At 68.4% G+C, this 13,649-nt stretch carries 12 protein-coding genes; 6 read left to right on the forward strand and 6 right to left on the reverse strand.

Going from position 1 to position 13,649, the window contains the following annotated elements:
* Positions 1-76: 76 nt before the first annotated feature.
* Together OHB23_RS05280 and OHB23_RS05285 are read right to left on the reverse strand one after the other, a co-directional pair.
* Positions 77-1,039, reverse strand: a complete 963-nt coding sequence (locus tag OHB23_RS05280) for a DNA-3-methyladenine glycosylase family protein (RefSeq protein WP_442973020.1) — start codon at positions 1,037-1,039, stop codon at positions 77-79.
* Positions 1,029-2,060 (reverse strand): oxidoreductase, encoded by a 1,032-nt coding sequence (locus tag OHB23_RS05285; RefSeq protein WP_285186610.1) that lies wholly within the window; start codon positions 2,058-2,060, stop codon positions 1,029-1,031. Before OHB23_RS05285 ends, OHB23_RS05280 begins: the two co-directional genes overlap by 11 nt.
* 136 nt (positions 2,061-2,196) lie before the next feature.
* Between OHB23_RS05285 and OHB23_RS05290 the strand changes: the two genes are divergently transcribed.
* A complete protein-coding gene (locus tag OHB23_RS05290) occupies positions 2,197-2,682 on the forward strand; it encodes a ribonuclease H family protein (RefSeq protein WP_328811028.1) in 486 nt (161 codons plus the stop codon).
* A 9-nt stretch (positions 2,683-2,691) separates the two neighbouring features.
* Here OHB23_RS05290 and OHB23_RS05295 read toward each other — a convergent pair whose 3' ends face one another.
* Both OHB23_RS05295 and OHB23_RS05300 read right to left on the reverse strand, forming a co-directional pair.
* The gene (locus tag OHB23_RS05295) at positions 2,692-2,958 is read right to left on the reverse strand and encodes an autophagy-related protein 2 (RefSeq protein ID WP_328811029.1); all 267 of its coding nucleotides are present in this window, start codon (positions 2,956-2,958) and stop codon (positions 2,692-2,694) included.
* Between the two features lie 48 nt (positions 2,959-3,006).
* On the reverse strand, positions 3,007-3,564 hold the full coding sequence (locus tag OHB23_RS05300; RefSeq protein WP_235578862.1) for a DUF4190 domain-containing protein: 558 nt from the start codon (positions 3,562-3,564) through the stop codon (positions 3,007-3,009).
* Positions 3,565-3,682: 118 nt separating this feature from the next.
* Between OHB23_RS05300 and OHB23_RS05305 the strand changes: the two genes are divergently transcribed.
* The 4 genes from OHB23_RS05305 to OHB23_RS05320 all read left to right on the forward strand — a co-directional run bounded on the left by OHB23_RS05305 (position 3,683) and on the right by OHB23_RS05320 (position 9,422).
* Positions 3,683-4,498, forward strand: coding sequence for an alpha/beta fold hydrolase (locus OHB23_RS05305; protein ID WP_222637908.1), 816 nt, complete (start codon positions 3,683-3,685; stop codon positions 4,496-4,498).
* A 43-nt stretch (positions 4,499-4,541) separates the two neighbouring features.
* Positions 4,542-4,937 carry an OsmC family protein gene (locus OHB23_RS05310; RefSeq protein ID WP_222632294.1) on the forward strand — a complete coding sequence of 132 codons (396 nt, stop codon included), beginning with the start codon at positions 4,542-4,544 and terminating at the stop codon, positions 4,935-4,937.
* Between the two features lie 191 nt (positions 4,938-5,128).
* Positions 5,129-7,447 carry an endopeptidase La gene (gene lon, locus OHB23_RS05315; protein ID WP_328811030.1) on the forward strand — a complete coding sequence of 773 codons (2,319 nt, stop codon included), beginning with the start codon at positions 5,129-5,131 and terminating at the stop codon, positions 7,445-7,447.
* 100 nt (positions 7,448-7,547) lie between these two features.
* Positions 7,548-9,422: an ABC transporter ATP-binding protein gene (locus OHB23_RS05320; protein ID WP_222646396.1), complete on the forward strand. Its 1,875-nt coding sequence runs from the start codon at positions 7,548-7,550 to the stop codon at positions 9,420-9,422.
* Between the two features lie 10 nt (positions 9,423-9,432).
* On the opposite strand, the gene OHB23_RS05325 is transcribed toward OHB23_RS05320, so the two are convergent.
* Positions 9,433-10,641, reverse strand: a complete 1,209-nt coding sequence (locus tag OHB23_RS05325; protein ID WP_328811031.1) for a lipase family protein — start codon at positions 10,639-10,641, stop codon at positions 9,433-9,435.
* Positions 10,642-10,834: 193 nt separating this feature from the next.
* Entirely contained in the window at positions 10,835-13,108 is a 2,274-nt protein-coding gene (locus OHB23_RS05330) for an ATP-dependent DNA ligase (protein WP_328811032.1), read from the reverse strand.
* A 109-nt stretch (positions 13,109-13,217) separates the two neighbouring features.
* Here OHB23_RS05330 and OHB23_RS05335 point away from each other — a divergent pair, with 109 nt between their 5' ends.
* On the forward strand, positions 13,218-13,646 hold the full coding sequence (locus tag OHB23_RS05335) for a type II toxin-antitoxin system Rv0910 family toxin (RefSeq protein WP_056442173.1): 429 nt from the start codon (positions 13,218-13,220) through the stop codon (positions 13,644-13,646).
* Positions 13,647-13,649 lie beyond the last annotated feature (3 nt).

The following is a 13,649-nucleotide window of genomic DNA, read 5'->3' on the forward strand; positions in this document are numbered from 1 at the left end:
ACCGAACACCCGCTTCTGCGTGCGGGAGATGGTGTGCGCTCACGGGTACCTGTGTGCACACACCTTGCAGCGCCCGTCAGTGGTGGCGGTGGTCGGTGACCACGGTGCGCGGACCGAACTTCGGGCGCACGGCGGTTCCGCTGACCTCGAGCAGACGTACCGCGCGATAGCGGTGCGGCCGGATCGGCGCCAGGTACTCGAGCATCTCGTCGTCCGTCATCGGTGCCCCCGTCAACGTCCATCCGATCACCGACGCCAGGTGGTAGTCGCCGACGGACAGAGCGTCCGCATCTCCCAGCGCCCGTTGCATCACCTCGGCCGCGGTCCACACGCCGATTCCGGGAACGTGGCGCAACCGGCGCTCGGCATCCTCCCTCGTCATGGACACGATCGGTTCGAGCTTGTCGGCCAGGGCGGCGCTCCGCACGATCGTCTTGGAGCGCTTCGGATCCACGTTCGCCCGGTGGAACTCCCAGGACGGCACCCGCCGCCAGACCTCGGCGGGCGGCGGTACCCGCATTCCCGCGGGCGCCGGTCCCGGTGCCGGCTCGCCGAACTTCGAGAGCAGGTAGCGCCATGCCGCGAAGGCGGCGACCCCGTGCACCTTCTGCTCCAGAACGGCCGGGACCAGCGCCTCCATGACCTGCCCGGTGCGGCCGATGCGCAGATGGGGAAATCGACGATGCGCCTCGGCGAGGATGCGGTGCTCGGGCGCGAATCCGTCGGCGTCGTCCTCCATGCCCACGAGCCCCGGAAGAGAGTCGAGGAACTCCGCGGAGCCGGCGCCCCAGGCCTCGCAGGTCACCTCGAACCGGTCCACCTGGCGCAGGCGATACGTCACCGGCCCCGTGTGAAACCGTGAGGTGCGCCAGATGGATCCGTCGGACTCCACCCGATGGGCGGGATCGCCCGCTCCGCGGCGGTGTGGCGACAACGAATACCGCAGGGCGAGTGGGCGATCCGAGGTGAGCGTGATCTCCACCGCGCCACCGCGGGAAGTGTGTCCGGGGTCGAGCACGGGAAACGAGCTAGCCGACACGGACGAGGGTGCGACCGATGGTGGCCCCGTCGCGCAGGGAGTCGAGCACTCCCGCCACCTCGTCGAGAGTCACCTCGGTGGTGACCTCGGCGAGCCGACTCGGGCGCAGGGAACCGGCCAGGTCGTTCCACAGGGTGCGTCGGGCCTCGATGGGCAACTGCACCGAGTCGATGCCCAGCAGGGCCACTCCCCGGAGAATGAAGGGCAACACCGTGGTCGAGAGCCCGGCTCCCCCGGTGAGCCCGCTGGCGGCGACCGCGCCGCCGTACCTCGTGGTGCTGAGTACGTGCGCGAGGGTCTTGCCGCCGACACAATCGACCGCGGCGGCCCACTGCGCCTTCCCGAGGGGACGCGGCGCCGCGTCGGGGTCCTCGGGGAGGCGGCCGATGATCGAGGACGCGCCGAGTGTGGTCAGCAGGTCGTGTGCCGACTCCTTGCCGGTGGAGGCGACCACCTCGAACCCGGCCTGCGACAACAGGTCCACGCTGACACTGCCGACCCCGCCGCTCGCTCCGGTGACCAGTACCGGACCGTCGGACGGGGTGAGGCCACGCGCCAGCAGGGCCTGCACGCTGAGTGCGGCGGTGAAGCCCGCGGTGCCGATGGTGGCGGCGTCGGCCGTCGACAGTCCGTCCGCGAGTGGCACGACCCACTCGGCCGGAACGCGCGCGTACTCGGCGTAGCCGCCGTGACGTCCGGTGCCGATCTCGTAGCCGTGTGCCACGACGCGGTCACCGACCGACACCCCGTCGGACGTCGAGGAGACCACCACACCGGCGAGGTCGATGCCGGGGACGATGGGGTACTCCCGCACCACTCCGCCCTTCGGGGTGACGGCCAGGGCGTCCTTGTAGTTGGCGCCCGAGTACTCGACGCGGACGACCACCTCGCCCTCCGGCAGGAACGACAGGTCGACCGTCTCGGACGTCAGATCCACACCGTCGTCGGTCTGCCGGGCGACCAGGGCGCGAAAGTTCTCCGGGATCTCGGTGGCGGATCGATCGTCGGTCGGCGAGGTCACGTGGCGTCTCCCTGTGTCGGTCCCAATCGAGGTCTGGGCTGATGGTTCACGTTCGAGAGTAGGCCGAGCCGTGGACAGGGTGTGCGCTCGGCGCGGGACCACGGAATTGTCGGTCCTCGGCCGTACTGTCTCGAGGGTGATCATCGTGAGTACCGACGGTTCGTGCCTGAAGAACCCCGGCGGGGCCGTCGGCTGGGCCTGGGTCGACCACACCGGCCCGTCCGCCTCCGGCGGAGAAGCGTCCGGCACGAATCAGATCGCCGAGCTCAGGGCGTTGTACGAGGCCGTGGCCGCGCATCCGGGTCCGGAGCCGATGCTCATCGAGTCGGACAGTCAGTACGCCATCAAGTGTGCGTCGGAGTGGCTCGCCGGATGGAAGCGCAAGGGCTGGCGCACGTCGACGGGTGGGCCCGTGCGCAATCTGGAACTGGTCCGCGCGATCGACCGTGCCATCACCGAGCGAGAGGGTCCGGTGCGGTTCCGCTGGGTCCGCGGACACGTGGGCAACCAGTTCAACGAGATGGCGGACGAGCTGGCAGGAATCGCTGCGCGAGCGATCCGAGACGGTTCGCTGACGCCGTGCGAGCCGGTCGGCGCACAGGAACCCGTCACGCTCTTCTAGAGCAGAGGCTCATTCCTGGCGAGCGGTCTGCTTGTCGTCCTTGTCGCCGGCGGTCACGTCGCGCGGACTCGGGGCGGGCAGATCCTTGCCCGCGTCCACGGCGGCCTCACTCCGATCGAGGGTCGGCGCCGGCTCGGCCTCGGCATGGTTGTCGAACTCGCGCACGGCCTCGTCGCGCTCGTCCGGACTCTGTGCAGTGTCCGCACCCGTGCCCTTGGACTCCTCGCGCGGGTCGATGGATGCGGTGTCGACGGGCTCGTTCACGGAATCACTCATGAGCACCGGTGTGCCCGATCCACCGCGCGGTCAACCCTTCCGCACCTGTCACGGCGTCGGAGCGGGCGTCAGGGTCACCGAGAACTGGTTCTCCAGATTGTCGGTGAACTGCTGCTGGCACTGCTCGACCCGTGTCGCGTCGCCACCGGCGTCGCTGAGGCAGGTCGCGAGGTCGCCGACTCCCACCTCGTTGAACACCCACACGGTCAGGGCGATGAACACCGCGCCACCGATGATGCCGAGGACTCCCAGCACCAGTCCCGTCGTGGCGACGCCGCCGTTCGTGGCTTCGCGGCGCTTGACTCGGCCGCGGCCGAGCACGCCGAGCACCACGGCGATGATGCCCAGGAAGATGCCGAATCCGAAGGTCCAGAAGGCCAGGATCGACAGGATGCCGAGAATCAGCGCCGCGATTCCCACGCCGTTCTTCGGGCTGACCGGGGGCTGGCCGTAGCCGCCGTCGTAGCCGCCGGGTGGTGGGTATTGCCCGCCCGAACCGGGCTGCTGACCGTACTGAGGCTGCTGACCGTACTGAGGCTGCTGGCCGTACGGCGGTTGCCCGCCGTACTCGGGCTGCTGGCCGTACTCGGGCGTGGGACCGCTCACTGGTCTCTCCTGACGGGCGACTCGGCTGGTGTCTCGCACTGTAGCGCCGGACGGCACCTTCGGCGTGGGTGCGTGATCGCACCGTTACCGCAGGTGTCCGGTGGGGTATCTCAGCAGGATGAGTACGTGGACCGTCAGCGACGGCACAGTCCTGCACTACACCGATCAGGGAACGGGGCGGCCGCTCGTGATGCTGCACGGGTGGGGATTCAGCGGCCGATTCTTCGACGGCAGTGTCGATCGACTCGCCGAGCACGCCCGAGTGATCACCGTCGACATGCGCGCACACGGTGATTCGGAGGACCCGGGCCACGGTTACCGGGTGTCGAGGTTGGCCAAGGACCTCCGCGATCTGCTCGTGGGCCTGGAGCTGACGGACGTCACCGTTCTGGGGTGGTCGCTGGGCTGTCCGGTGATCTGGAGTTACCAGGAACTGTTCGGCAACGACCTGTTGGCGCAGGCGATCTACGTCGCGCAGACTCCGCGGCAGTACCGGACGCCCGAGTGGACTCTGGCGCACACCAGCATCTTCGACGACGCGTCGCTGGCCGCGGTGCAGGGCCGTGTGACGTACGACCGCGAGAACTTCGACCGCGAACAGCTCGACGAGATCACCGCCACCGACCTCCCCGCCGAGCGTGTCGAGGTCCTCCTCGCGGAGATGACGAAGATGCCCTCGGACGCGCGCAACGCGGTGATGGCGGACCACACCCATCACGACTGGCGCGATCTGCTGCCGACACTCGATCTGCCGTCGCTGGTCATGGTGGGCAAGCACGACAAGGCGTTCCCGTGGGAAGCGGCACAGTACGTGGGTGACACGATTCCCGGCGCGCGCACCGTCGTGTTCGAGAACAGCAGTCACGCACTGTTTCTCGACGAGCCGCGCAAGTTCGAGGACGAGGTGCTCGGCTTTCTCGCCGAGCACTCGTGACCTCGGTGGTTTGCGGACAGCGGTTCGCGGACACCCGGCAGGCATGAGTCAAGACCTGTACACCGCCACTGTCACCGCCACCGACGGATCGATCTCCTCGAGCGACGACGTGCTCTCCCTCGATGTCCACGAGCCCTCCGACCTCGGGGGTCCGGGTGGGGCGACCAACCCCGAACAGTTGATGGCCGCTGCGCTGAGCTCGTGCCTGCTCGAGTCGCTGCGCATCGCAGTCGGTACCGCGGGTGGATCCCTCGAGGGTGCATCGGTGGAGGGACAGGTGACGCTGTCCTCCGCGGACGGCGCGGGCTACGACGCGGCCTACCGCCTCGGCGTGACACTGCCGGGCGTCGACAACCCGGGCGACGTGCTCGAGCAGGCACGGTCGATCTGCCCGTTCCTCAAGACCGTCACCGGCGTGGACGTGACGCTCAGCGAGTGAGCGCCGCCGGCTGACCGTTCCCGCGGGTGTTCCGCCTCGCCGTAGTGGTTGCAGCCGCTGCGGGAGCATGGAATGCCTGCGGGAACCACTCTCGGGCCCGCCATGTCCGCCTCCAGCGAACGCCCTCATCTGCGGGAACACCGGGGCCCACCGCCAAGTTGAGCTGATCACGCTGAACTTTGGAGGACCCCATGAGCGAATCGACTCGCTTGCCCGTTCTGTTCCTGACCGACCCCGTCGTCCTGCCCGGCATGGTCGTGCCGGTCGAACTGGACGACGCTGCCCGCGCTGCGGTCGACGCCGCGCGGACCAGCGCCGACGGCACTCTGCTGATCGCCCCACGACTGGACGACCGCTACCCCGCCTACGGTGTCGTGGCGACGATCGTGCAGGTCGGCCGTCTCGCGACCGGTGAGCCGGCTGCGGTGCTGAAGGCGGAGAAGCGTGCGCACATCGGGTCCGGCGTGAGCGGCCCCGGCGCCGCTCTGTGGGTGGAGGCCGAGCCGGTGGCCGAGCCGGAGCCGACGGACGCCGTACGGACTCTCGCCGCGGAGTACAAGAAGCTCGTTCTGGCCATGTTGCAGCGCCGCGAGGCATGGCAGGTCATCGACTCGGTGAACAAGCTCTCGGACCCGTCCGCGCTGGCCGACACCGCCGGCTACGCGTCGTGGCTCACCGATGTCCAGAAGCGGCAGTTGCTCGAGACCCCGGACGTGGCAGCACGATTGACGGTGCTGACCGAGTGGACCACCGACCACCTCGCCGAGGTAGAGGTGACGGACAAGATCGCCGGCGACGTCCGCGACGGCATGGAGAAGACGCAGAAGGAATTCCTGCTGCGCCAGCAACTCGCCGCCATCCGCAAGGAGCTGGGCGAGGGCGAACCCGACGGTGCCGACGACTACCGCGGACGCGTCGAATCCGCAGACCTGCCCGACTCGGTTCGTGAGGCGGCGCTGCGCGAGGTGGGCCGGCTGGAGCGCTCGAGCGATCAGAGTCCCGAGAGTGGTTGGATCCGAACGTGGTTGGACACGGTCCTGGAATTGCCGTGGACGGTGACGACCGACGACAGCACGGACATCGTGGCAGCGCGCGCCGTTCTCGATGCCGACCACCACGGACTCGACGACGTGAAGGACCGCATCACCGAGTACCTGGCCGTCCGGTCGAGGCGCGCTTCTCGCGGTCTGACGGTGGTGGGCGGACGCGGATCCGGTGCCGTCATGGTGCTGGCGGGTCCCCCCGGCGTGGGCAAGACCTCGCTGGGTGAGTCGGTGGCGAAGGCGTTGGGCCGCAAGTTCGTTCGCGTCGCCCTCGGTGGCGTGCGCGACGAGGCCGAGATCCGCGGACACCGGCGTACGTACGTCGGAGCCCTGCCGGGCCGGATCGTGCGTGCGATCGCCGAGGCAGGCTCGATGAATCCCGTCGTCCTGCTGGACGAGATCGACAAGATCGGCTCGGACTTCCGCGGTGACCCCGCGGCGGCGCTGCTCGAGGTCCTCGATCCAGCTCAGAATCACACGTTCCGGGACCATTACCTGGACCTCGATCTCGACCTGTCGGACGTGGTGTTCCTGGCGACCGCCAACGTGATCGACCAGATTCCGACAGCGCTGCTGGACCGTATGGAACTGGTGACCATCGACGGCTACACCGAGGACGACAAGGTCGTCATCGCACGGAACCACCTGCTCCCGCGGCAGGTCGACCGCGCTGCACTGACCGATGCCGAGGTGACCGTCACGGACGCTGCACTCCGCACGATCGCCGCCGACTACACCCGTGAGCCCGGTGTCCGTCAGTTCGAGCGACTGCTGGCGAAGGCGTTGCGCAAGGTTGCGACCGTGCTGGCGCAAGACGAGCGGCCCATCACCGTGGACGAGCCCGATCTGGTCACCTACCTCGGACGGCCCCGCTTCACCCCCGAGGCACACGAACGCACCGAGGTCCCCGGTGTCGCGACGGGCCTGGCCGTGACCGGTCTGGGCGGCGACGTCCTGTTCATCGAGGCGAGCTCGACGGGTGACACCGCCGGCCTCACCCTCACCGGTCAGCTCGGCGATGTCATGAAGGAGTCGGCGCAGATCGCGCTCTCCTACGTGCGGTCGCACGCGGCGGAACTCGGGGTGGACCCCACGGCGCTGGACAAGGCGATCCACATCCACGTGCCGGCAGGCGCCGTACCGAAGGACGGCCCGTCCGCGGGCGTCACGATGGTCACCGCGCTGGTGTCGATGGCGACGGGCCGTCCCGTGCGGTCCGACGTCGGCATGACGGGCGAGGTCTCCCTGAACGGTCGGGTACTCCCGATCGGTGGGGTGAAGCAGAAATTGCTCGCCGCTCAGCGCGCCGGACTCACCACCGTGTTCGTTCCCGCGCGGAACGAGCCCGATCTCGACGACGTGCCGGCCGAGGTACGGGCTGCCGTCGACGTCCGGCCCATGTCGGACGTCGCCGATATCGTCGCCCAAGCCCTCGAACCTGCGCGGGAGCAGGTCGCCGCGGCCTGACCACGGAATGAGCGGGGCAGCGCGGGGGTTGCCCTCAGTGCAGGCGAACGGGCCGCGCCGTGGGTGTGCAGAGATCGTGACGAGTAACAGGAGGTTCCACATGAGTATGGAAATGACCGCGTGGAACCAGATGTATCGATCGATGCACACCAACGGCGACGATCACCGACCGTTCTCCCGGGTGACCGTGCGGCGGATCATGGTGTTCGCGCGACCCCTGCGCTCCCTGCTCGTCGGGTTCCTGATCCTCAGCGTCGTCGCGGCGGTCCTGGCCGTCGCGACGCCCGTGCTGGCCGGCCGTGTCGTGGACGCGATCGTGCAGGGCAGCGCGTACGGGACGGTCCTCGTACTGGCCGTCATCATCGCGGTCGTGGCGTTGCTCGATGCCGGTACGGGGCTGGTGAACCGGTGGCTCTCGGCGCGAATCGGCGAGAACCTCATCCTCGACCTCCGTACTCGCGTGTTCGACCACGTGCAGAAGATGCCCATCGCCTTCTTCACACGCACGCGCACCGGTGCCCTGGTCTCGCGGCTGAACAACGACGTCATCGGGGCGCAGCGCGCCTTCAGCGGCACGCTGTCGGGTGTCGTCAGCAACCTCGTGACGTTGCTGCTCACCCTCGTCGTCATGCTCGGGATCTCCTGGCAGATCACCCTGCTGGCACTGTTGCTGTTGCCTATCTTCGTGCTCCCGGCCCGCAGGATGGGCACTCGGCTCGCCCGCCTGCAGCGTGAGGCCGCCGCGCACAACGCGGCCATGTCGACGCAGATGACGGAGCGTTTCTCCGCTCCCGGCGCGACACTGATCAAGCTGTTCGGACGCCCGGACCACGAGTCGGCCGAGTTCGCGCTGCGGGCGGGCCGCGTCCGCGACATCGGCGTGCGGTCGGCCATGGTCCAGACCGTCTTCGTGACGGCGCTGACCCTCGTGTCCGCGCTGGCACTCGCGCTCGTCTACGGCCTCGGTGGCTTCTACGCGCTGCGGGGGCAGCTCGACGCAGGGTCGGTCGTGACTCTCGCGCTGCTTCTGACCAGGCTGTACGCGCCGCTCACCGCACTGGCGAGCGCCCGCGTCGACATCATGAGCGCCGTGGTGAGCTTCGAGCGGGTCTTCGAGATCCTCGACCTCGATCCGCTCATCACCGACAAACCCGATGCCCGGGCGGTTCCGGAGGGCCCGGTCACCGTCGAGTTCGACGACGTCCGCTTCGCCTATCCGTCGGCCGACAAGGTGTCACTGGCGTCTCTGGAGGACGTGTCCGTCCTGGATGCTCGCGGCGGCGAGGAGGTGCTCCACGGGGTGTCCTTCCGCGCCGAGCCCGGACACATGGTGGCCCTGGTCGGCTCGTCCGGTGCAGGAAAGTCGACCATCGCGCAGCTCGTCTCGCGGCTGTACGACGTGGATTCCGGTGCCGTGCGCATCGGCGACGTCGACGTGCGGGATCTGACGGCCGAATCGATCCGGCGCACCGTCGGCATGGTGACGCAGGACGGCCACCTGTTCCACGAGACGTTGCGCTCCAATCTCACCCTGGCGCGCCCGGATGCGACGGAGGAGGAGATCTGGTCCGCGCTGCGGCGTGCGCGTCTCGAGGAGTTGGTGCTGTCGCTGCCGGACGGCCTGGACACCGTGGTCGGCGAGCGCGGCTATCGCTTCTCCGGTGGTGAGCGTCAACGCGTCACCATCGCCCGCCTGCTGCTGGCGCGTCCCACCGTCGTCGTGTTGGACGAGGCCACCGCGTCACTGGACTCCACTTCCGAGGCCGCGGTGCAGGAGGCACTCGCCGAGGCACTGGAGGGACGGACGTCCATCGTCATCGCGCACCGGCTCTCCACCATCCGGGCGGCCGATCTCATCCTGGTCATCGAGAACGGCCGCGTCGTCGAGCGCGGTACGCACACCGAACTGCTGGCGAACTCGGGTCGTTACTCCGAGCTCTACCGCACGCAGTTCGACGAACCGGTCCGCGCCTGACCCTCCGCGATCAGCAGGTGCTGGGTGCAGGCAGGCCGGCGAAGCGATCGTTCAGCCACTGCAGTGCGGACGGCAGCCCGAGCAACGCGCCACTGAGGTGGTCGGGTGTCGGGGTGAGCAGCGTCTGCACTCGCGCGCCGGCGCTGCAGTACCGGGCGGTGGTGCTGTCGATGGCGTCGACGGGGATGAGCCCGTCGGTCGGGCTGTGCCACTCGAAGATCGGTGCGCGCGGAACGCCGGGGTAGAGCTCGACACTGTTCTCTTCCACGACAGCACGGCCCTGCGGATCTGCGAACACCGACTTGTTCGCGGTGATCTCCGCGGCGCTGTGGTTGGCGCCCACGGCCAGGATGTCGTTGGTGCAGGAGTCGGCGATCTGATTCATCATCGACGTGCCCTGGGGAGTCAGGTTCTGCGACACGGGCATCCGGTCCGGGTACTCGCGACCGAGACCGATCGCCGCGGCCAGTGCCAGCCCGAACACGGGGTGCGGTGTGTTCTCGCCGAGCATGTAGGCCATCTTCAACAGGTTCATCGGAACGCCACCCTGGGCGCTGCCCACGATGTTCAACTCGGGTGCGTACGAGGGTGCCAACGCGGCTGCCCAGGCGGTGGCCATGCCGCCGCCGGAGTAGCCGCCCATGCCGACGGGGCTGTTGCGCAGCTGCAGCGGATCGAAGTTCTTGGCAGCGCGGATGCCGTCCAGCGTGATCTGACCGCCCAGCTTGGCGGCACCGTAGGCACTGTTGGGGCCGAGGTGGTCCGGCATCGAGACCGACCAGCCGCGGGTGAACACCGCGTTCAAGGCGGCGGCGTCGCGGATGACGACGTTCGGGTCGGTCGACCACAACGCCTGCGAGGGCGCGCACTTCAGGCCGAGAGCATTGACGATCTGCTGGTAGGAGAGCAGCGGGCCGTCGGGCGCCTTCCCCAACGGGACGAAGACGGTGGTGACACCGACGATGGGGTTGCCCTCGCTGCCGGTGCTGCGGAACGCCAGTTGCCACGTCGACACGCCGATGAAGTTGGGCGGGTTGGGCATCGGACGGCTGGCGAGGATCGTGCCCGGTGCGAGCCCGGAGATGTCGCCCGGCGCGGAGTAGAACGGGTCGGCATTGGGGGTCGGGTACTGGGCGTCTGCGGCGGCGGTCCCCGGAAGGGCGGCAGCGACGACGGCTGCGGTGACCGCGGCGAGCACGAGGCGACGAATGGATCTCACTGGAACACTCCTACGAACCGACTGTGCGGTTATCGAACGACAGCCACATTGAACACTGCCCGAGCGCACGGTTCCACTCGGGAAACGGCGCCCCGGCCCCGTGATCGAACCGTAAGCAAGCGACACGACGGCGACAACCGTATTCGAGGGTTCTTGTGTAAGGTCCAAACTTTGCCCACTCGAGTGGGAGCGCTCAGTCCTCGCGGTGAACGTCCTCGACGGTCTTGTCCTCACGCAGGCCCCGCCAGCTCGGATGGCGCAACGAGCCGCCGTCCGTCCACTCGAAGAACCGCACCTCGCCGACGACGGTGGGGGCCACCCACGTCGCATCGCGGCGGTCGGCGGTGGGGAGAGGTTCGTCGAACGGTGACTCGTCGACGACGCTGGGGCGCAGCAGTGTCAGCAGGTCCGCGCGCTGGCGCTCGGTGAACCCGGTGCCGACGCGCCCGACGTAGTGCAGTCCGTTCTCCGACGGGATGCCGAGCAGGAGCGACCCGATGCTCCCGGTGCGGGAACCCTTGCCGGCGCGCCATCCGCCGATGACCACCTCCTGCGTCCGCCAGTTCTTCACCTTGATCCACGAGGTGCTGCGTCGGCCCACCTCGTAGGTCGAGTCCCGCCGCTTCGCGACGATGCCCTCCCACCCGCGGCGTTCGCTCTCGGACAGTGCTCCCGCCGCTGTGCCGGGCAGGAGCGGCGAGACGGTCGCCGTCTCGAGGCCGGTCAGGAGCAGTTCGAGGATCTTGCGCCGGTCGGTGAACTTCTTGCCCGTCAGATCCGTGCCGTCGAGGTGGAGGATGTCGAAGCAGATGAACTGCACGTCGTCGGGATGCGCGTCCTGCAGTGCCTGGAAGCTGGTGACTCCGTCCGCGCGGTAGACCACGGCCTCACCGTCCAGTACGACCGCATGGTCGGACAGATCCGCGGCGAGCGCCGTGATCCCCGCGTAGCGGCGCGTGAGGTCCTGTCCGGTCCGACTCTCGAGCACGACGTCCCCGTGGTCGAGGGTCGCGACGATGCGGACGCCGTCCCACTTCCCCTCGAACGACCACTCGTCGGCTTCGAGTCCGGACAGCGTTCCGGCGGACGCCAGCATCGGCCGCAGGTGCTGGGGCAGTTCCGTGCGTGTCGGCTGGGGGCGCGATGTCATCCGGTGCACGAGCCACTGGTCCCGGTCGGTCCGGATCAGTGCGTACCGGCCCGCGACGCGCTCACCCGCGAGTTCGACGATGACCTCGTCGTCCCGCCACTTCTCGGTGATGAAGGTGCCGTGATCCCAGACGCTGACCTCGCCGCCGCCGTACTCGCCCTGCGGGATGGTCCCCTCGAAGGATGCGTAGTCCATCGGATGGTCCTCGGTGTGCACGGCGAAATGGTTCTTCTTCTCGTCCGTCGGCAGATTCTTCGGGACCGCCCACGAGACCAGCACGCCGTCGCGCTCGAGTCGGAAGTCGTAGTGGAGGCGACGTGCGTGGTGTTCCTGGATGACGAAGATCGGGTCCGCGGATTCCCGAGTCGTCGATGCCGTCGGGACGGGTTCCGGTGTGCGCGAGGCAGTCCGCTTGCCGCGGTACGGACCGAGGCTGTCGGTGGTCGTTGACGCCTCCGGCTCCGGATCGAGGCCGGCGAGCAGATCGCCGTCCCGGTGGAAGCGAGCGAGCACCTCCTCGAAGCTCAGTTGGGCGAGACCGCCGCCGGAGAGCTCGTCCCACGTCCGCGGAGCCGCGACGGTCGGGCGGTCGCGTCCGCGCAGCGAGTACGGCGCGATGGTGGTCTTCTTGCCGTTGTTCTGACTCCAGTCCAGGAAGATCTTCCCGGGCCGCAGAGCCTTCGACATCGATGCGGTGACCAGATCGGGCATCTTCTCCTCGAGAAGCGTCGCAACGCGTTTCGCGACGGTCGAGGCACCGGACGACGAGACCGGCTTCTCCAGCGGGACGTACAGGTGTATGCCTTTGCTACCACTGGTGAGGGGGTGGGCGGTGAGCCCGATGTCGGTGATCATCGCTCGTACCTCACAGGCCACGGTCGCGCAGGTGTCGAGGTCGACGCCCTCGCCCGGATCGAGATCGAAGACGATGCGGGTGGCTTTGCCCTGCTCGTCGCCGTCGAAAGTCCATTGCGGCACATGGGCTTCCAGCGCAGCCTGCTGTCCCAGCCACGCGAGATCGGCGGCGGTGTGGAAGACGGGGTAGACCACGACGCGGTCCGAGTGGTGCAGACGTCGTCGATCGAGCCAGTCCGGAGCCGACGCGGCGAGGTTCTTCTCGAAGAACGAGCCTGCCTGGACCCCGTTCGGCCATCGCTTCCGCGTGACCGGGCGTCCGAGAAGGTGGGGGAGCATCGCGGGCGCGATGTCGACGTAGTAGTCGATCACCTCGCCCTTGGTGGTGCCCGTCTCCGGCCACAGCACCTTGTCGACGTTGGTCAGGGCGATCTGTCGCCCCGCGACCTCCAGCGATGCCATGGGTTCAGGATAGATTGCGTGCTTCGCGAGCTGGGTATGTTCGAGAGCGGTGCCACGCTCGGTGGCAGGACCCGCGCGCGGGACCGACGAGGCAGGAAGCGAGGGCCGCGTGGCCGGAGTGAACGTGACGGTGGATTCGACGATGACACCGGACGAGGCGTGGGCCAGGGCGTCCGATCTGTCCAGCTTCCAGGAGTGGATGACCATCTTCGGTGGATGGCGCAGTCCCGTGCCGGACACGTTGAAGGAAGGCGTCACCATCGATTCGCTGATCAAGGTCAAGGGTTTCCGCAACGTGATCACCTGGACGATCACCGAGTACGACAAGCCCTACGAGATCGCGCTGCTCGGCAAAGGTAAGGGCGGCATCAAGATCGATCTGAAGATGTCCGTCGCGCCGAAGGGCGCCGGATCTGAGTTCACCCTCGACGCGAACTTCCGCGGCGGGTTGCTGTCCGGCCCGATCGGCGGGGTCGTCGCGAAGGTGCTGGAGTCGGACGTGCGCACGAGTGTGACCAACCTGGCGAAGCTGGGGTAGTTC

The sequence above is a fragment of the Rhodococcus sp. NBC_00294 genome (genome assembly GCF_036163995.1).
GTDB lineage: Bacteria > Actinomycetota > Actinomycetes > Mycobacteriales > Mycobacteriaceae > Rhodococcoides.